Raw genomic sequence first — 17,470 nt, 5'->3', positions numbered from 1 at the left:
CGATCGCCATGCAGGCGCCCTGGGCCATGTGCGGGCGCATCGGATGGCAGGCGTCACCCAGCAGGCACATCCGACCGCGGCTCCAGAGGTTGAGCGGATCGCGGTTCCAGAACGGCCATTTTGTGACGGTCTCGGTGGCGTCGATCAGCGCCTGCACCATCGGATGACCACCGCCAAAGATCGCCTCCATTTCTTCGCGGGAACTGTCGACGAAGCCTTCCTCGTGAGGCCAATTGTCGACCGGAACGCCGGTGACGTAATAGTACTCCGACCCGTCGCGTTTCGTGGCGTAGGCCATGACATGGCGCGACTGTTCCCACCACCATTTGACGCAGGTCTCGAACTCCAGGCCGCTGGCCCGCAGCTTGTCCATGTTGACCAGCGCCCGGTGACCGATCCAGCCGCTGTACCGTGGCCGCTCCTTGCCGAGCAGCTTTTCGCGCAGAAGCGAGTTGATGCCATCCGCGCCAATAACGATACGCGCCGCGATCTGCCGACCATTTGCAAAGGTCATCAGCACATCGTTGTCGCGTTCTTCGATCTCTGTCAGCCGATGATCGAAATGGACCCGGTTCTTTGGCAGGGCATCGATCTGTTCCGCATGCAAGTCACCGCGGTGAATGGTGATATAGGGCGCGCCGTATTCCTTCTTGGCGTGGTCGCCCAGGGGGATGCGCGAAAGGTACTCGCCTGTCGTGCCGTCGCGGGAAAACCAGAAATCAGGATGCGCGCCGATGTCCGCGAGGCGGTCTTCGAGCCCGATCTTCCGGAAGATCTTCATCACGTTCGGGCCGATGTGGATCCCGGCGCCGAGGCGGGTGAACTCCGGTGCCTGCTCGAAGCAATGCACGTCGAAACCCGCATCGATCAGGAGAGCGGCTGCGGCAGCGCCACCAAGGCCAGCTCCGATTACGGCAATGTCTACAGTGTCGATGGTGGTCATGGTTCCCTCTGTCCTTTATTCATTTGCACACAAACAAATATCATGCATTGAACGATGCGTGAAGAGGCTTCTTGAAAGGCGATATAGATGTTCAAAAACAGATGCTTAACTTTTGTCTGGTTGATCGTTTAAGGTTTTGGTCGCTTGCGAGCCATTCGAGGAAGGGTGCGCGAATCTGTGCGTGTGGCTATGCCTCGCCGTCATCCTCCAAGGCACCGGAAATGACTGCCTGAGCGGCGGCGGCGACAACGACACGCTGAATGGCAAAGCCGGCGACGACACTCTCTTTGGCGGTGAAGATGTCTTGGAAGACGACGAGGGTAATAACATCTTGCGCGGCCGCGCGGGCTCGGACGAGTTGGCGGGCGGCCCGGGCCGGGATTTCCTGGCCGACGGGCAAAATACCGAAATCTTCGTCTTTCGTGCCTGGGCCGAAACCGTCGTCGGCGCCGACCATGACCAGATCCTGGACTTCGAACAGGGGCTGGACAGCATCGGGGTCGCGGGCCTCTTGCCCGGAGTCTGCGGATTCAGGGGCTCCGCCGCCTTTTCTCCCTCCGGTAACCTGGAACTGCGCCTGAACGAAACAGCAACCCGGAATGACCCCGCGCCAGCTACTTTTCGTATTTTTGTACGGACAGGGAAGGGGCTGCAGGGCCCGCGCAATTGCCATTCTGAAAACGTCTGATGCGAAGGGAGTGGCATTGCCGCAGGTGCGGCGACGCTCTGCCCGACCATGTGCGCGCAGATGTCCGCCATTGCCGCACAGCCTGCCGCAAGGCTGCCAGGCGGCAAGGACGTGCTGCGAGGACCCGTGCGTCACCAGGCCGGAACTGGGGCGGAACTGGCGGCAATCCAGGCGCGGGCAGGGTGGTCGCAAACCGAATTGGTCCGACAGGTGGGGTGTGGGTGCCACCCCGCCGGTTGAGCATGTTCGCCAATCCGGGTCGATGGCCGACCTCTTCAGCACCCTTTTTGAAGGGGCGGTTGCGCGACATTTGAATGGTCGCCAGTGCAAGGCCACAGATTTGGAAGAGTACCGCCCGTCCTTGTGTTGGCGGACAGTACCTTGTGGTTTACCCCTTGGGTCGGAAGGGGCGTGCCAGCGAGATAGGGAAATCCAGGGCCATCGCCTGACGGTTGCGGGAGATCAGCACCAATACCGCGATTGTGGCCAAGTATGGCAGCGCGGACAGGAGCTCGGAAGGGACGTTCAATCCGATTGCCTGGCCCTGCAACTGCAGAATGGTCATCCCGCCGAACAGCCAGGCGCCAAGGACAACGCGGATGGGGCGCCAGGCGGCGAAAACCACCAGAGCAAGGGCAATCCAGCCACGGCCCGCGGTCATGTTTTCCACCCAGAGGGGGGTATAGACCAGCGACAGGTAAGCGCCGCCCAGACCCGCCATAGCTCCCCCGAACATCACGGCCATGTAGCGGATCCGGATCACCTCATAGCCAATGGCATGCGCCGAATCCGGGCTTTCCCCGATGGCACGCAGGGCCAGTCCGGCCTTTGTGCGGTAGAGAAACCAGCTGACGATGCCGAACAGCACGAAGGAGATGTAGACCAGCGGATCGTACTGGAAGAACATTTCCCCGATCACCGGAATGTCGGAGAGGCCGGGCAGGTGTACGGGCTGAATGGCGTCCACCGGCGTGCTGCCGAAGCCGCGACCGATGAAGGCGGACACCCCGGTGCCGAAGATCGCAAGCGCCAGGCCTGCCGCGTATTGGTTGGTCATGAACGTGAGTGCCAGCACGCCGAACAGCAACGAGGAGGCGGCCCCGGCCAGCACCGCGGCGGCAAGCGCCACGGTCATCGGCAGGCCGGCAAAATGTGCCCAGACCCCGAACGCGGCGCCGACCAGCATCATGCCTTCGATGCCGAGGTTCAGCACGCCGGATTTCTCGACCACCAACTCGCCAAGCGCAGCAAAGATGAGAGGGGTTGCCGCGACGATTGTCGCGGCGAACATTGAGACGAACAAATCCATCAGGCGGTCCTCATAGCGAGCTTGCGGATGCGGAAGTTGATCAGGAAGTTGCTGGCGAGCAGGAAGAACAGCAGCATTCCCTGGAAAATCAGCGCGATCGAGGAGGGCAGGCCCAACGACATCTGCACCGTTTCACCGCCCAGGTAGAGAAGCGACAGAAGCAGACCGCCCAGCACGATTCCCAAGGCGTTGAGGCGTCCGACAAAGGCCACGATGATGGCGGCAAAGCCGTAGCCGGGCGAGATTTGTGGCGACAATTGCCCCAGGGGGCCGGCGGCTTCCATCATCCCGGCCAGGCCAGCTGCGGCACCGGAGGCCAGCAGCCCGATCCAGATCGAGGCGGAGGCGTTGAAGCCGGCAAACCTGGCCGCGGCCGGAGCGACACCGCCGACCGACATCTTGTACCCCAGGAAACTGCGCTCGGTGAACAGCCAGGTGATGGCGACAACGACCACGGTGAAGAAAATCGAGGTGTTGAGCCGGTAGGAATAGTCGAAGACCTCGAACATGCCGTTGTACGGCAAGAGCGCGGTCTGCGGGAAATTGTATCCATCCGGATCGCGCCACGGGCCGTGGACCAGGTACGACAGGATCAACGTGGCGACATAGGTGAGCATCAAAGTCACCAGGATCTCGTTTGTGTTCATGCGATCCTTGAGAAAGGCGGGGACAGCCGCCCAGGCCATGCCGGCCAACATGCCCGCGATGACCATGGAGGGCAGCAGCAACGGGCTGTCCTGCCAGGGCGCAAACAGGCCGACGCCGGTGGCGGCAATCGCGCCCATGATCAGCTGCCCCTCGGCGCCGATGTTCCAGACATTCGCGCGAAAACCGATTGCGAGACCGCAGGCAATCAGGATCAACGGTGAGGCCTTCAGCAACCATTCGGAAATACCGTTCATCGTCGCGAGCGGTTCGATGAAGAAGGTGTAGAGCGTTACCAAGGGGTTGTAGCCGAGCGACAGGAAGAACAGGGAGCTGACGACAATGGTCAACCCGGTCGCGATCAGCGGTGCGGCGATGGACATTTGGCGCGACGGTTCGGCGCGAGGCTCGATTTTAAACAGCATGTCTGATGCTCTCCATTTGCTCTTCAGACGCGGCGCATGTCGGGCCCGTGCCGGTCATGAGAAGGCCGACTTCCTCGATATTGGTCTCGGCGCGGTAAAGGGGCGGAGAGAGCTCGCCATTGCAGATGACGTAGAGCCGGTCGCAGATTTCGAACAGCTCTTCCAGCTCTTCGGAGATCACGATCACCGCCTTGCCGGAGCGGCTGAGGTCGATAAGGGTCTGCCGCACGAAGGCGGCGGCGCCGACATCCACGCCCCATGTCGGTTGCGATACCAGAAGCACCTTGGGCGCGAGTTCGATTTCCCGGCCCATGATGAATTTCTGCAGGTTGCCGCCGGACAAACCATGCGCTTTTGCGTTGGGCCCGCTGGCCTTGACCTTGTATTTCTCGATCACGGCGGAGGCGAAGTCGCGCGCCTTTCTGCGGTTGGCCATGCCGTGCTTGACCATGCCCAGCCTGTGGGCGGTCAGCAGCGCATTCTCCGACAGTTCATAAGGCGGGACCGCACCACGGCCAAGCCGCTCTTCCGGTACGAATCCCAGACCCAGGTCGCGGCGGCGCCCGGCGTTGAGGTGGCCGACCGCGCGTCCCTCCAGAATGATGTCCTCGGCCGCGCTGGTGATCTTTTCGCCACTGATCGCGGCGGCCAGTTCCCCCTGGCCATTTCCCGAAACACCGGCGATGCCAACGATTTCGCCGCCGTATACCTCGAGGTTCACGGATTTGAGCGAGGTGCCCGTGGCGGTTTCCGACGCCATGCTCAGGTTATTGACCGCCAGGAGCGGCAGTTGGCTGAGTTCCGAGGGGGCTACCGTCATTTCCGGCAGGTCGCTGCCCACCATCATGCGGGCGAGTTCGGCAGAGGTCGCCTGTCGTGGGTCGGTTTCGCCGGTTACCTTGCCACCGCGCAGAACGGTGGCGCTGTGGCACAGCTCGCGTACTTCGTCCAGCTTGTGACTGATGTATAGGATGCTGCAGCCTTCGGCGGCGAGCTGGCGCAGGGTCTTGAACAGCGTCCGTACCGCCTGCGGTGTCAGCACAGAGGTCGGTTCGTCCAGGATCAACAGCTTGGGCTGACGCAGCAGGCAGCGGACAATCTCCACTCTCTGCCGTTCCCCGACAGAGAGGGAAAGCACCAGGCGGAAGGGATCAATCGGCAGACCGTAGCGTTCTGAAACGTCGCGGATGCGGACCGCCAACCTCTTGAGATCCATCTTGCCGGGCATCGAGAGCGCGATGTTTTCCACGACCGTGATGGATTCGAACAGGGCGAAATGCTGGTAGACCATTTCGATCCCCAGTTCCCGCGAAATCGCGGGGCCATGTTCGGGCAAGGTCTTGCCGTCACAGACGATCTGTCCCCTGTCCGCCGGGGTTGCCCCGTAAATGATCTTCATGAGCGTGCTTTTCCCGGCGCCGTTTTCACCCAGCACGGCGTGAATCTCGCCGGGGAGAACGGAGAGCGAGATGTCATCATTGGCAATCACACCGGGGTATGACTTGCTGATGCCACGGAGTTCCAATCGTGGAGTCATTGCGTGTTTCACCTTTGTTCGGGTGGATTGCCCGCCAAGCGGAGCGAGGCAGGCAATCCTTCCTTTTGGGAGTCCCGGGAAGCGGTCAGCCCAGCTTGCCGATCATGCCCTCGACGAACCAGTCGATGCTCCGGATGCCGCCGTCAGACAGACTCTGTCCGGTTTCGACGCGCAGGGCGCCTGACTGGTCTTTCAGTTCGCCGCCAAAGGGGTGCAGCGTGCCCGCGATGATTTCCGCGCGCGCCTTTTCGGCGGCGGCGGTGGCCTCGGGCGGCAGATCGTCGTTGTAGGGGGACATCTGGATCACGTCATCCGCGAGGCCGAGCCATCTTTCGTTTGATGTCCAGGTGCCATTGGCCGTATCGCGGGCCGCCTGCAAGTAGACCGGCACCCAGTTGAGCGTGAACGCCGTGAGATGCTTGCCATTGCCGAACGGGGCCATGTCGCTGGCGTAGCCGATGGACCATACGTCGTTTTCCCCGGCAACCTGGACGCCCGTGGCCGTATCGGTCATCGAGCAGATCACGTCGCAGCCCTGTGCGATCAGCGTCTTGGCCGCTTCCTTTTCCTTGCCCGGGTCGAACCAGGAGTTCAGGAAGATGACGTTGCAGGTGATGTCGGGGTTGACGCTTTGGGCGCCGCGCAACAGCGCGTTGGCCGGGCCGACGATGTCGGGTATCGGGAAACCGCCGATAAAGCCGATCTTGGCGGACTTGGAGACATGGCCCGCCGCCACGCCCGCCACGTAGGTGCCTTCGAAGTACTTGGCTTCAAAGGTGCCCAGGTTCTTGAGGTGCTTGATGCCCGAGCAATGCTCGAACGCGGTCTTGGGAAAGCGCGGTGCCACTTTCTGCATCGGCGTGCCGTGCGAGAAACTGGTCCCGAAGATCAGGTCATTTCCGGCCCCTGCCAATTGACGGAACACGCGCTCGGCGTCCTGGGGGCGGAAAATGCTGTCGATCACCGTTATCTCTGCATCATCGCCGAACTCCGCCCGGATCGCTTCGATGCCGAGGCTGTGCTGTTTCGTCCAACCGATTTCAGAGACGGGCGAGACGTAGACGGCTCCGACCTTGAGCTTGCCCTCTGCCCTGGCCGCACCTGGCAGGTTTGCCAGCCCCGCCGCCAACCCGGTGGCGGCGCCGTATTTCAGGATGTCTCTTCTTGTTGCGCGTTTCATTGTTTCCTCCCTGTTCAAATGGACGATTATCTTGGGCGTTCGGTTCTTCCTTGGCCGTTGGCGTTTCTTGGTTTTTTGTGGGGGAACGGCCCTAGTCGGTATTCTCTTGCGCCACGTACGGCGCGAGTGCTTCTCGCGCGTCCGTTTTCGGCAGCGTGTCGTCTTCCAACAGGTATCCTCTCACGACGGTGTTGTGGTGGACCGCGATCAGTTCCTGTGCCTCTGCGATCTTGCCTTCTTCAAGCAGGTCGATCAGTTGGCTGTGATCGTGCAGCAGCCCGCAATAATCGAAGCGCGAACTGACCAGCGAGCGCAGCAACGCGGTTCTACGGATCAACTGCGCGTGCATTTGCTGCACGACCGAGTTCCGAGACATCCGCACCAGGGTTTCGTGAAAGCCCGAGCCCAGCTGATCCGCGAGTGCGTCGTTTTTCTCGTCGATGGCCTTGTTCTGAAGCTCGACATGGCGGCGCAGTTCGGCCCAGCCGCGGGTGTCCAGTCGGCCCGACAACTGTGCGGCGACACCCTGTTCCAGGATGGTGAGTGCATCGTAGATCTCGACCGCCTCGCGGTAGGTGGGTTTCGAGACAAAGGCTCCGCGGTTGCGCTCCATTGTCACGAGGCCGTCTTCGCTGAGGTGGATCAGGGCCTGCCGTACCACCGCGCGGCTGACCTTGAAGATGTCAGCCAGCGTTTGTTCACTGAGTTTGCAGCCAGGCAGCAGGCGCTTTTGGATGATCGCCCGGGTGATGATCTTGGAGATCTCGTCTGAACGGCTTCCCATGACGGCTGCGCAACCTTTCTGATCACGTGTCCGGAGGCCAGCGCCTCGTTGTGGATTGGCCCGTCACACCGTGCACCGGGCCTGCGACAAGTGGTACCTCTTTAGGAATTGAAAGACTATCAGTCAAGAATTGAAAGTCTCTATGTTTATAATTGATATGCAATCTTGTCGTGTTTGGATAGCGTTTGCTGGCAGGCGCCTACATGGGTGACGCATCTTTGCCCGACCTGGCGGCCGCTGGACGATGGGCGGCCGGGGTGCCACTTGCAGAAGATTTTTGGGAGGACAGATCGTGTCGGAACTGAAATGCAAAGACCCCGTCGCCGTGAATCTCTGGTATGCGATTGCGCCTCTTGAGGACGTCAAGGACGCCCGGGTGCAGCGGAGTGTCCTGCTGGAGCAGCCGATTGCCTACACCAGGAACGATGCCGGCGATGTCGTCGTCTGGGCATACGAGGGGAGGCCGGGAGACGCGCCGGGTGATCGGGCGCTGCCGGTGAAGGAGCGGTTCGGGTATTTCTGGACAACGCTCGGGATGCCGGAGCGGGACATCTTTCCGATCCCGGAGTACGAAGAAGAGGACCGTCGCAATATTCACGCCGCAAGCTTCGGGGTGAACGCCTCGGCTCCGCGCCTGGTCGAGAACTTTCTCGACATGGGGCATTTTCCGTTTGTCCACACCGACATTCTGGGCGCCGAGCCGCATACCGAGGTGAAGGAATATTTCGTCGAAGTGTCGGAAGAGCGGGACGAGATCCTGGCCTCCAACTGCAAGTTCTGGCAACCAATGGCGGCGGCCTCTTCCAGCGGCGGTGCCGACGTCGATTACATCTATCGGGTGCCGCACCCGTTCTGCTCGGTGCTCTACAAGTCCAGTCCGCTGGACGATGGCCGCAACGATGTGATTGCCATCTTCATCCAGCCCTTCAATCAAGAGCAGGTCCGGGTTCACATGCTGCTGTCACTGCTGGATGACAACAGTGATGACACTCAGATCCGGTTGTTTCAGCAGACGATCTTTGGCCAGGACAAACCCATCCTGGAAAACCAGTATCCCAAGCGTCTGCCGCTGGACCCGCGGGCCGAGACGCCTATTCGCGCAGATAAATCTGCAATCGCCTACCGCAGGTGGCTGTCCGGCAAGGGGGTTGCCTATGGCGTGATCCCCCCGTCTGCATGACTACAACAACAGGGAAACCAGAGTGATGTCCGACCTGCACAGCAAATGGTATCCGATCGCCTCGAGCTCGGATCTGCCGAAACGCCATGTCTATCAGGCACAGCTTTTGGGCCGCGAGTTCGCCGTCTGGCGTGCCGACGACGGGTACGTGAACGTCTGGGAAAATCGCTGTCTGCATCGCGGCGTGCGGCTTTCCATCGGGATCAACAACGGGTCCGACCTGAAATGCCAGTACCACGGTTGGCGCTATGCCAACCGCACCGCTGGCTGCACCTATATCCCCGCGCACCCGGCCGATGCGCCAGCACGGACCATCTGCAACAACACCTACCCGGCGCAGGAAGCGCACGGGCTGGTCTGGGCCGGCGAACAGGCCAGTGGCGATCTGCCCCCGCTTGACGGGTTTGAGGCGGCAACAGTGCTGCGCCCGGTTCCGGTCCTGGCTCCGATGGAAATGGTCGTCGAGGCGCTGCTCGCCTATGGCTGGGACGATAGCTGTTCGGGCCGTGCCAACGCCGACGGATCGGTCACCGTGACCGCGGCGGACGGGGCGGAGGTCCGCCTGTTCGTGCAGCCGATGGACAGCAATCGGTCCGCGATCCGCGGGGTCAGCAATCAGCCTGTGAAAGGCGCTGATCGTATCAGGCTGCTCAAGCGCCACAGCTGGCTGATGCAGGAGTTGCGCAGCCAGATCGAGGCCCGTGCGTCATCGCAGGAGGCACCGCCGCCCTATCAGCCGGTGATCGCAAGGGTCTCCGAGGATCTGGTCGATATTCCGGCGATTGGCACCGAAATGCGCAAGGCTGAATTGCGCGTGCAGGTCGCGGGGAAGGAAATGACCGCCGAAGGCATCGTCAGCCTGCGACTGAAGCCGGTCAAGGGCAGCCTGCCGACCTTCCAGCCCGGCGCGCATATCGACGTGCACCTGCCCAACGGTCTAGTGCGGCAGTATTCGATCACGAACGGGCCGGGTGAGACCGACCACTACAGGATCGGCGTCAAGCGCGAGCCGAACAGCAAGGGTGGATCGGCTGCCATCCACGATGCGGTGAAAGCGGGTGACGTGCTGGCAATCTCGGCGCCGCGCAACAACTTCCCGCTGCGCCGCAATGCCGAGCACACGATCTTTGTCGCCGGCGGGATCGGTGTCACACCGCTGATTTCCATGGCGCGGGCCCTGAACGCCCAGGGCCTGAGCTTCGAGTTCCACTACTTCGTGCAGTCCGACGATCACGTGGCCTTCAAACCGCAGATCGGCGAATACGAGCAGGCTCTCATCTTGCACAAGGCGCTGACGCCAGAGGCAACCGGCGCCAGGTTGACAGAAATCCTCGCCGAGCCCGGTTTCGCCCGCCACGTCTACATCTGCGGTCCGGGTCCGATGCTGGAAGCGGCTCGCGCAATCGCCGCCGAGCAGGGGTGGTCGGACGAGACGGTGCATTTCGAGTATTTTGCCAATACCGCCGAAGTGGACGACAGCACGGCCTTCGAGGTCGATCTGGCCCGGTCGGCGATGACTCTGAAAGTGCCTGCCGGAAAGACCATCCTGGAAGTGCTGCGCGAAAACGGCATCGACATGCCCAGCTCCTGCGAGCAGGGCGCCTGCGGCACCTGCCGGTGCGGCGTGATCGAAGGGGCGGTCAAACACCAGGACGTCTACCTGAGCGATGCTGAAAAGGCCGAAGGCAAGTCCATCATGACCTGCGTCAGCCGCGCGGTGTCCGATCGTCTCATCCTGGATATTTGAGGTGTCAGCATGTTGAAACTGTACGACTATGAACTCTCCGGAAACTGCTACAAACTGCGTCTTCTGCTATCCTTTCTTGGGGTCCAGTACAGGTCCGAGTTGATCGACTTCTATCCGGGCAACCAGCACAAGTCCCCAGACTTTCGCCAGATCAATCCTCTGGGTCAGCTGCCGGTGATCGACGACAACGGTCTTGTTCTCCGAGATGCCCAGGCGATCCTGGTGTACCTGGCGTCGAAATATGACCCCTCGAACCGGTGGTATCCGCGGAAGAGTCCCGAACTGCTGGGGCAGATCTCGCAATGGCTGGCCTTTGCCGATGCAATCACGGCAACCGCCTCGGCGGCCCGCCTGCATGACGGGCTGTTCTACTCGGAGATAGATGTCGAGGCGGCCCGGGCCGGTGCGCATCGTTTGTTCCGGGTTCTGGATGAACATCTCTTCTTTGCCGAGGAGGAGGGGCAGGACTGGATCTGTCCGGGAGAGCATCCCACGATCGCGGACATCGCCTGTTTCCCCTATACCGTGCTCTCCGAGGAAGGGGGCATTCCGCGCATCGATTACCCGGCCATCCGCCGTTGGAGCGACCGTTTCAAGCGCATCCCGGGTTTTGTCGTGATGTCTGGCGTCTTCCCTGCGGGACCGGCCGCAACAGACCGCCGACAGGCGGTCGCCTGAAGGCTGGCTCTCTTCCTTAGCCGGTCGTTCCTCCGGCCGGCTATCCTGGGCGCCCGATGAATGCTGGCTTCCTCCCATCGGGCGCCCGCCAATTCAACTGGTTCAAGGATCGATCACATGATCATAGCGTGCGCCGCTGCGGCAGTAGAGGCAGATCACCCTGAACGTGACCCAAATCTGATGGAAGGTTTGGGCAGTAGTCATAGCCGCCTGCGCGACTTTGGTCGCAAAAGAACTGCAAGGGATTTGGGCCGACGAACAGAGAGATCGCAGGCCGAACTGGCCTGTCGCGGAACACCATCAAGACGTGTTTGGGAGAAGGCACGATCGAGCCGTCGTTCAAGACGTTGGCGCAGTCAAGCAAGTTTGACCCCTAGACTAAAGATTCTGCTGCGTGGCTGAAGATGGAGGCTGCGAAGTCTTGCAAGCAGCGTCGAACCCTGAAGCGGCTGAATGGCGATCTGGTGGCGCCCGGCCACACGGGTTCCCAAAATCGGGTTGTGGCCTTCGCCCGAAAAAGGCGGGTTGAGCGCCAACGCGAGTAGCAGGCCGCCGGGCGTGGCATCTATCCGACGAACCCGACGAGCCGCGCGAACATGTGCGCCCGTGCCTTATCGTCGATCGGCGGACATTCGGCAGTGATGAGCCGCTGGACATCGCCGATGGCACGACGGCGCGCAATCGGTCCAATCGCGGTTTCGAACTGCATGTCAGCTTCCCGGAAGATCTGCGCCACGCCGGTCTCGATCAGCCGACGGGTTTCGTCTGCGGCGCCGCGTTCTCGTCCATCCGCGCCATCGCGGCATCGAGCAGGGCAATCATGAGGACCGGTATATCGGCCGCCTGCCGCCCGAGTTGGTGCCTCGCCTCGATCGACCGGATCAATGATGTCAGGTTTCGCGTGATGCGCTGTGCGGAAACGAATGCGAGGAGCAAGGAACGCTGGAAACGGTCCGTCAGAAGGCGTCAACGACGCCTCCGGCGCTAATTTTTTCGAGAAGTCGCGGAAAAAAGTGCCACGATAAGTAGTACAGTTTTGGGTATAAACGCCACTCGGGGAGAAAGAGCCGTTACTTTTAAATAGGTACATGGCGGATGGGATGGGTCTGACGTCGAACGTTCTCTGGCCCGTAAGATATCGATATCAATGAACTGGCGCTTGGGTTCGAATCCCGATCGAGACAAAAGGAATTGGCAACCAACCAGCGTGGTCAATGCGTAGCCTTCGTGATCGCCGGTACGCCAAAGGTACCGCCTCTTTGCGTTGAACTACGCGAAAATCTCGTCGAGATGCCATGGTCACCGACTCGAGCGCAGCCCTGCGAACCGTCGTTTCCAGATATCCGCCGCGAACATCGGGCCGAACCGCTACCACCAGAACAGGACCGTTTCATGGCTGTTTTCGACGCTCCGCTTGTGTAGCAGATCCTCGACATTCCGAAGCGAGAGTGAGAACCGGATGAAGAGCATGACGGTCAACCGGTTGATTGCACGGCTGGTTTGCAATTAGCGGAACGGGTTCAGATTGGTCATTGTCGCAGGCCAAGCCGTAACCCGGCCTTGCTCAAGGTCATCGCCTTGACACCACTCCAGACCAGTGTGCTGGTCAGGGATGCCGGGGCTCTGGAGTGCATGAACGGTATTGACACGTTCATCATGGACAAGACCGGCACCCTGACCGAAGACCGGCACAGGATTACGGATGCCGTGGCCGCAGAAGGGTGCGACGAGGAAACTGTACTCACGCTCGCCGCGGCGATTGAACGTGGATCTGCGCACCCGCTGGCCGGGCTATCGTCGGCGGGTCACGCTCCCGAGGGCTGGCAACGGGAAGAGCCTTGGATCTCGACGCGGATGCCATTCACTGGCTCGCGCACCGCATTTTTGTCACCCATTTTCTCCGAGATCGCCATGATCCGTTGACGAAAACCAAGGCGCGGGTTCACGCACTGCCGCTCTGTCAAAGGTTACCGGTTCAGTCGAACGGCATGAGATTGAATAAACCGCATCAAAATCCGGCGCCGGTTGGCTTTTCTTGATCGGTCTCAATGTGGGCGATGACGATTGGATGCAGAGAATGATACCGTTGGCGGAGTCGCCTCGGAGGACATGATCTTGACGACACGTGGCATTCTTGTGGGTCTGGTATTGAGCGCCGTGGGCTTTGTCGAGACAGCCTGGTCACAGACACTGACGGTCGAAGAAACTCTGCTGGTCGAATGGAAATCCGTTTACGGACAGGTCGAGACGCGCAACAGGGTTCCCGCGCGCACGCGTATCGGCGGAACTGTCACCGAACTGGATGTCTCCGAGGGAGACCGGGTCGAGGCAGGCCAACGCATCGCGATGGTGGTGGATGACAAGCTGGATTTCCAACTCGGTTCCCTCGACGCCCGGCTGACGGCGCTGAACGCCCAGCTTGAGACCGCGGAGGCCGACCTTGCCCGCGGCGAACAGTTGATCGAACGGGGGGTCATCACCGCCCAACGGTTTGACCAGTTACAGACGGCCGTCGATGTGATTCAGGGCGAGATCCGAAGCCTCGGTTCGGAACGGCTAGTGATCGAACAACAGATCGCCGAGGGCGCGGTGCTGTCGCCCGAGGCGGGCGTGGTATTGTCGGTTCCGATCTCGCGCGGCTCGGTCGTGAAGCCCGGCGAGGTGGCGGCGGTGGTCGCCGGCGGGGGCGTCTTTCTGCGCCTGTCGGTGCCGGAACGTCATGCCAGCGATCTGCTGGAAGGCGCTGAGATCGAGATCGGAACTGTGCAGACCGAAACAAGCACGCGAAAGACGGGGCGCCTCGCGAAGCTATACCCGCAGATCGAGGGCGGTCGCCTGCAAGCTGATGTCGAGGTCGCAGGGCTTGATCCGCGCTTTGTCGGGCGCCGAATGCCGGTTCGTCTACCGGTGGGCGAACGGTCGGCGATCCTGGTGCCAGAGAGGGCGCTGGGCCGTGTCGGTGGGCTTGATTTCCTGACCATCGAGGCCGAGGACGGAGATAAAAGGCGCCGCACGGTCGTGCCCGGTGGAACCGTCATTCGGGATGGCGAGACCTGGCGCGAAATCTTGACCGGGCTTGACGTCGGCGACCGCGTGGTGCTCGAAAATGAATGATGGTACCTCGCAGGACGAAGGCGCGCTCGGCATTGCCGGGCATCTGACGCGTGCCTTCATCACCTCTCCGTTGACGCCACTATTCCTGCTGGCCGCGCTGGCCGTCGGCCTGATCGCACTTTCGAGCCTGCCGCGCGAGGAAGAGCCGCAAATATCGGTGCCGCTGGTCGACATCCACGTCCAGGCCGATGGCCTCGCCGCCGAGGACGCGCTAAAGCTGATCACCGAGCCTCTCGAAACCATCGTCAAAGGGATCGACGAGGTCGAGCACGTCTATTCCGATACCCGCGACGATCAGGTGATGGTCACTACCCGCTTTATCGTCGGGGTCGAGGCTGAGACGGCCATCCTGCGCGTGCGAGACAAGCTGCTGGCACATCTCGACCGGATCCCCGTTGGCATACCCGAGCCGCTGGTGGTCGGGCGCGGCATTAACGACGTTGCCATCGTCTCCTTGACGCTCTCGCCGATGGAAGGCGAAGAGACGATAACCGCGGCCGACCTGACGCGGATCACGCGCGAACTGCGCGTCGAGCTCGCCAAGATCGAAGACGTGGGTCTGACCTATATCGTCGGCGAAACCAACGAGGCCCTGCGCATTGCCCCAGATCCGGAACGGCTGGCACTCTACGGCGTGACCCTGCAACAGCTTGCCGCCAAGGTGTCGGGGGCAAATACCGCCGCACCGGCGGGACTTCTACGCGACGGTGGCGAGCAGGTCGGCCTCGTGATCGGCAAGACACTCTCGACCCCCGAAGAAATCGCGAACCTCGAACTGACCACGCGGGACGGGCGCACCGTCTATGTCCGGGATGTCGCCGAGGTATCTTTTGTTTCGGACCTCGAAGAGCATACCGTGGCGACCTTCCATCGGGCCAAAGACGGTGACATCATCCGCCGACCGGCGGTCACGCTGGCACTGGCGAAACGCGCCGGGGCCAATGCCGTGACCGTCGCCGAGCAAATCCTGCACCGGGTCGAGAGCCTGCAGGGCAAGCTGATCCCCGACAGTGTCGAGATCGAGGTCACGCGGGACTACGGCGAAACCGCCGACGAAAAAGCCAACGAACTTCTTTTCCACCTGGCACTGGCCACGGTCTCGATCGTCGCCCTTGTCCTGATCGCGATCGGCTGGCGCGAGGCCATCGTCGTGGCCATCGTCATCCCGGTCACCATCCTTCTGACGCTCTTTGCGGCCTATATCATGGGCTACACGCTGAACCGTGTCTCGCTCTTCGCGCTGATCTTCTCCATCGGCATCCTCGTCGATGATGCCATCGTGGTGATCGAGAATATCGCGCGACACTGGGCGGGCCGGATCGGCGGACGAGCGCCCCGCGATGCAGCCGTTGCCGCCGTGGCGGAAGTCGGCAACCCGACCATCGTCGCCACGCTGACCGTTGTCGTCGCGCTCTTGCCAATGCTCTTTGTCTCCGGCCTGATGGGTCCCTACATGAGCCCGATCCCCGCGAACGCCTCGGCCGCGATGATCTTCTCCTTCTTTGTCGCGGTCATGATCACGCCCTGGCTGATGTTGCGGATCGCGGGGCGGGCTTATGCGGCGCATGCTGGCGGCCATGCCGCACATGCGCACGGTGGCGCACTGGGGCGGGCCTATGCCGCAGTTGCGCGCCCACTTTTGCGGACAAAGGCCGGCAGCCTGCTGTTTCTTCTAGTGGTGATCGTGCTGTCCTTCGGTTCTCTGGGCGCGCTCTACACACGGGACGTGACGGTCAAGCTGCTCCCCTTTGACAACAAGTCGGAGCTCGCCATTGTCATCGACCTGCCCGAGGGGGCTTCGGTCGAGGCGACCGACGCGGTGGCCAGTGCCGCCGCTCATGTGGCACTCGGCTTGCCCGAGGTGCATTCGGCACAAAGCCATGCCGGCACGCCCGCCGCCTTCAACTTCAATGGTCTCGTGCGGCATTACTTTCTACGCCAGAGCCCCGAGATGGGCGAGGTCCAGCTGAATCTGGAAGCCAAGCACCATCGCGACCGCACCAGCCATGAAATCGCGCTCGACCTGCGCGCAAGGCTCACCGAACTGGACTTGCCCCGCGGGGCCGTTGTGAAGGTCGTGGAACCCCCGCCCGGCCCGCCGGTGATTTCGACGCTGCTGGCAGAGATCTACGGTCCCGACCCGCAAACCCGGATCGAGACGGCGGCCAAAGTGCGCGATGCCTTCGAGGCTGTGCCTTACATCGTCGATGTAGATGACAACCTGGGCGAACGCCCCCGGCGCCTGCGGGCCCGGCTTTCGGTCAGTGATCTGGATTTCTACAAGGTGCAGGAAGCCGATGCGCTACAGACGCTCCGCCTTTTGAACAGTTCCACAACGGTCGGCTACTCCCATCGCGGCGAACGGCGTCGCCCGATCCCCATCGTCATGGCCCGCGCGCGCTCTGATCGCACGATGGACGAACGCGCGCTGTCGATCCCCGTGCCCGCCAACGCGATCCCCGGCGCGCGTGGCGTCGTCGAACTGGGAGATGTCGTCTCGATCACGGAAGAGCGGGCCTCCTTCCCGATCTTCCGGCACAATGGCTATGATGTGGTGATGGTAACCGGAGAGCTTGCCGGTGTGTTCGAGGCGCCGCTCTACGGGATGCTGGCAGTGGCCGACCGGCTGGACGGCATGGACTGGGGGGATGCCGAAAAGCCCGAGATCCGCCTGAACGGCCAGCCCGTCGACATAACGCAGCCAGTGCTTCTCTGGGATGGCGAGTGGGAGGTGACATGGGTCACTTTCCGTGACATGGGCGCCGCCTTCGGCGTGGCGCTTCTGGGGATCTATATCCTTGTCGTGGCCCAATTCGGCTCGTTCCGCCTGCCGCTGGTGATCCTGACCCCGGTGCCGCTCACTTTCCTCGGGATCATGTTCGGGCACTGGGTCTTCGCGGCGCCCTTCTCTGCAACTTCCATGATCGGTTTCATTGCGCTTGCCGGCATTATCGTGCGGAACTCCATCCTCCTCGTAGATTTCATCCGCCATGCCGCCCCGGAAGGCCGCGTGACCGTCGACATTCTGATCGAGGCTGGCGCGACACGTTTCAAACCGATCCTGCTGACCGCCCTTGCGGCGATGATCGGCGCGGCAGTCATCCTGACCGACCCGATCTTTCAGGGGTTGGCGATTTCCCTTCTGTTCGGGCTCGTGTCCTCTACCGCCCTGACAGTCTTGGTGATCCCCGTAATCTACCGGTTGACTGACCCTCCCCCAATGAAGTGGTCCGCCGTAAT

The 17,470-nt window shown here is 61.7% G+C and carries 15 protein-coding genes and 1 pseudogene; 7 read left to right on the top strand and 9 right to left on the bottom strand.

Annotation, left to right across the window (positions count from 1 at the left end; genetic code table 11):
* Positions 1-943 (bottom strand): FAD-dependent monooxygenase (locus PVW46_RS07040; protein WP_274575368.1); only part of this gene is annotated, 943 nt, incomplete at its 3' end.
* A 181-nt stretch (positions 944-1,124) separates the two neighbouring features.
* On the opposite strand from PVW46_RS07040, the gene PVW46_RS07035 reads away from it, so the two are divergent.
* Positions 1,125-1,631 carry a M10 family metallopeptidase C-terminal domain-containing protein gene (locus tag PVW46_RS07035; protein WP_069210722.1) on the top strand — a complete coding sequence of 169 codons (507 nt, stop codon included), beginning with the start codon at positions 1,125-1,127 and terminating at the stop codon, positions 1,629-1,631.
* A 388-nt stretch (positions 1,632-2,019) separates the two neighbouring features.
* Here the strand turns inward: PVW46_RS07035 and PVW46_RS07030 are convergent, their stop codons facing one another.
* The 5 genes from PVW46_RS07030 to PVW46_RS07010 form a co-directional block, all read right to left on the bottom strand.
* Positions 2,020-2,940 (bottom strand): ABC transporter permease, encoded by a 921-nt coding sequence (locus PVW46_RS07030; protein WP_069210723.1) that lies wholly within the window; start codon positions 2,938-2,940, stop codon positions 2,020-2,022.
* Positions 2,940-4,010 carry an ABC transporter permease gene (locus tag PVW46_RS07025; RefSeq protein ID WP_069210724.1) on the bottom strand — a complete coding sequence of 357 codons (1,071 nt, stop codon included), beginning with the start codon at positions 4,008-4,010 and terminating at the stop codon, positions 2,940-2,942. Before PVW46_RS07025 ends, PVW46_RS07030 begins: the two co-directional genes overlap by 1 nt.
* Positions 4,000-5,547: an ABC transporter ATP-binding protein gene (locus PVW46_RS07020; protein ID WP_043136868.1), complete on the bottom strand. Its 1,548-nt coding sequence runs from the start codon at positions 5,545-5,547 to the stop codon at positions 4,000-4,002. The genes PVW46_RS07025 and PVW46_RS07020 overlap by 11 nt, the downstream gene beginning before the upstream one ends.
* Positions 5,548-5,632: 85 nt before the next feature.
* Positions 5,633-6,727, bottom strand: coding sequence for a BMP family ABC transporter substrate-binding protein (locus tag PVW46_RS07015; protein WP_043136866.1), 1,095 nt, complete (start codon positions 6,725-6,727; stop codon positions 5,633-5,635).
* A 91-nt stretch (positions 6,728-6,818) separates the two neighbouring features.
* Entirely contained in the window at positions 6,819-7,511 is a 693-nt protein-coding gene (locus tag PVW46_RS07010; protein ID WP_043137573.1) for a GntR family transcriptional regulator, read from the bottom strand.
* A gap of 292 nt (positions 7,512-7,803) precedes the next feature.
* On the opposite strand from PVW46_RS07010, the gene PVW46_RS07005 reads away from it, so the two are divergent.
* Genes PVW46_RS07005 through PVW46_RS06995 form a run of 3 tightly spaced genes read left to right on the top strand, consistent with a single transcriptional unit; the run spans position 7,804 to position 11,116 of the window.
* The gene (locus PVW46_RS07005) at positions 7,804-8,691 is read left to right on the top strand and encodes an aromatic ring-hydroxylating oxygenase subunit alpha (protein WP_274575351.1); all 888 of its coding nucleotides are present in this window, start codon (positions 7,804-7,806) and stop codon (positions 8,689-8,691) included.
* Positions 8,692-8,716: 25 nt separating this feature from the next.
* Positions 8,717-10,438 carry a Rieske 2Fe-2S domain-containing protein gene (locus tag PVW46_RS07000; protein ID WP_069210726.1) on the top strand — a complete coding sequence of 574 codons (1,722 nt, stop codon included), beginning with the start codon at positions 8,717-8,719 and terminating at the stop codon, positions 10,436-10,438.
* Positions 10,439-10,447: 9 nt separating this feature from the next.
* Complete coding sequence (locus tag PVW46_RS06995) at positions 10,448-11,116, top strand: glutathione S-transferase family protein (protein WP_069210727.1); 669 nt, start codon at positions 10,448-10,450, stop codon at positions 11,114-11,116.
* A gap of 565 nt (positions 11,117-11,681) precedes the next feature.
* On the opposite strand, the gene PVW46_RS28730 is transcribed toward PVW46_RS06995, so the two are convergent.
* The 3 genes and pseudogenes from PVW46_RS28730 to PVW46_RS28720 all read right to left on the bottom strand — a co-directional run.
* Positions 11,682-11,852, bottom strand: a complete 171-nt coding sequence (locus PVW46_RS28730) for a hypothetical protein (RefSeq protein ID WP_443137034.1) — start codon at positions 11,850-11,852, stop codon at positions 11,682-11,684.
* 11 nt (positions 11,853-11,863) lie between these two features.
* The gene (locus tag PVW46_RS28725; protein ID WP_443137033.1) at positions 11,864-12,001 is read right to left on the bottom strand and encodes a hypothetical protein; all 138 of its coding nucleotides are present in this window, start codon (positions 11,999-12,001) and stop codon (positions 11,864-11,866) included.
* 315 nt (positions 12,002-12,316) lie between these two features.
* A pseudogene (locus PVW46_RS28720) lies at positions 12,317-12,622 on the bottom strand (transposase family protein); the annotation flags it as partial.
* A gap of 54 nt (positions 12,623-12,676) precedes the next feature.
* Here PVW46_RS28720 and PVW46_RS06985 point away from each other — a divergent pair.
* From PVW46_RS06985 to PVW46_RS06975, 3 genes are all read left to right on the top strand, one after another.
* Complete coding sequence (locus tag PVW46_RS06985) at positions 12,677-13,039, top strand: HAD family hydrolase (protein ID WP_069210729.1); 363 nt, start codon at positions 12,677-12,679, stop codon at positions 13,037-13,039.
* A gap of 186 nt (positions 13,040-13,225) precedes the next feature.
* On the top strand, positions 13,226-14,230 hold the full coding sequence (locus tag PVW46_RS06980) for an efflux RND transporter periplasmic adaptor subunit (RefSeq protein ID WP_083242421.1): 1,005 nt from the start codon (positions 13,226-13,228) through the stop codon (positions 14,228-14,230).
* A partial coding sequence (locus PVW46_RS06975) for an efflux RND transporter permease subunit (protein ID WP_274575343.1) occupies positions 14,223-17,470 on the top strand: 3,248 nt, incomplete at its 3' end. The genes PVW46_RS06980 and PVW46_RS06975, both read left to right, overlap by 8 nt.

Origin of the sequence: Mameliella sp. AT18 (assembly GCF_028807275.1) — a bacterium.
Lineage (GTDB): Bacteria > Pseudomonadota > Alphaproteobacteria > Rhodobacterales > Rhodobacteraceae > Antarctobacter > Antarctobacter albus.
This window is presented reverse-complemented; position numbering and strand designations above follow the sequence as displayed.

Bases quoted from the DNA above. Each gene is read 5' to 3' on its own strand.
- PVW46_RS07030 (WP_069210723.1), bottom strand. From the start codon at position 2,940: ATGGATTTGTTCGTCTCAATGTTCGCCGCGACAATCGTCGCGGCAACC.
- PVW46_RS07025 (WP_069210724.1), bottom strand. From the start codon at position 4,010: ATGCTGTTTAAAATCGAGCCTCGCGCCGAACCGTCGCGCCAAATGTCC.
- PVW46_RS07020 (WP_043136868.1), bottom strand. From the start codon at position 5,547: ATGACTCCACGATTGGAACTCCGTGGCATCAGCAAGTCATACCCCGGT.
- PVW46_RS07015 (WP_043136866.1), bottom strand. From the start codon at position 6,727: ATGAAACGCGCAACAAGAAGAGACATCCTGAAATACGGCGCCGCCACC.
- PVW46_RS07010 (WP_043137573.1), bottom strand. From the start codon at position 7,511: ATGGGAAGCCGTTCAGACGAGATCTCCAAGATCATCACCCGGGCGATC.
- PVW46_RS07000 (WP_069210726.1), top strand. From the start codon at position 8,717: ATGTCCGACCTGCACAGCAAATGGTATCCGATCGCCTCGAGCTCGGAT.
- PVW46_RS06995 (WP_069210727.1), top strand. From the start codon at position 10,448: ATGTTGAAACTGTACGACTATGAACTCTCCGGAAACTGCTACAAACTG.
- PVW46_RS06980 (WP_083242421.1), top strand. From the start codon at position 13,226: ATGATCTTGACGACACGTGGCATTCTTGTGGGTCTGGTATTGAGCGCC.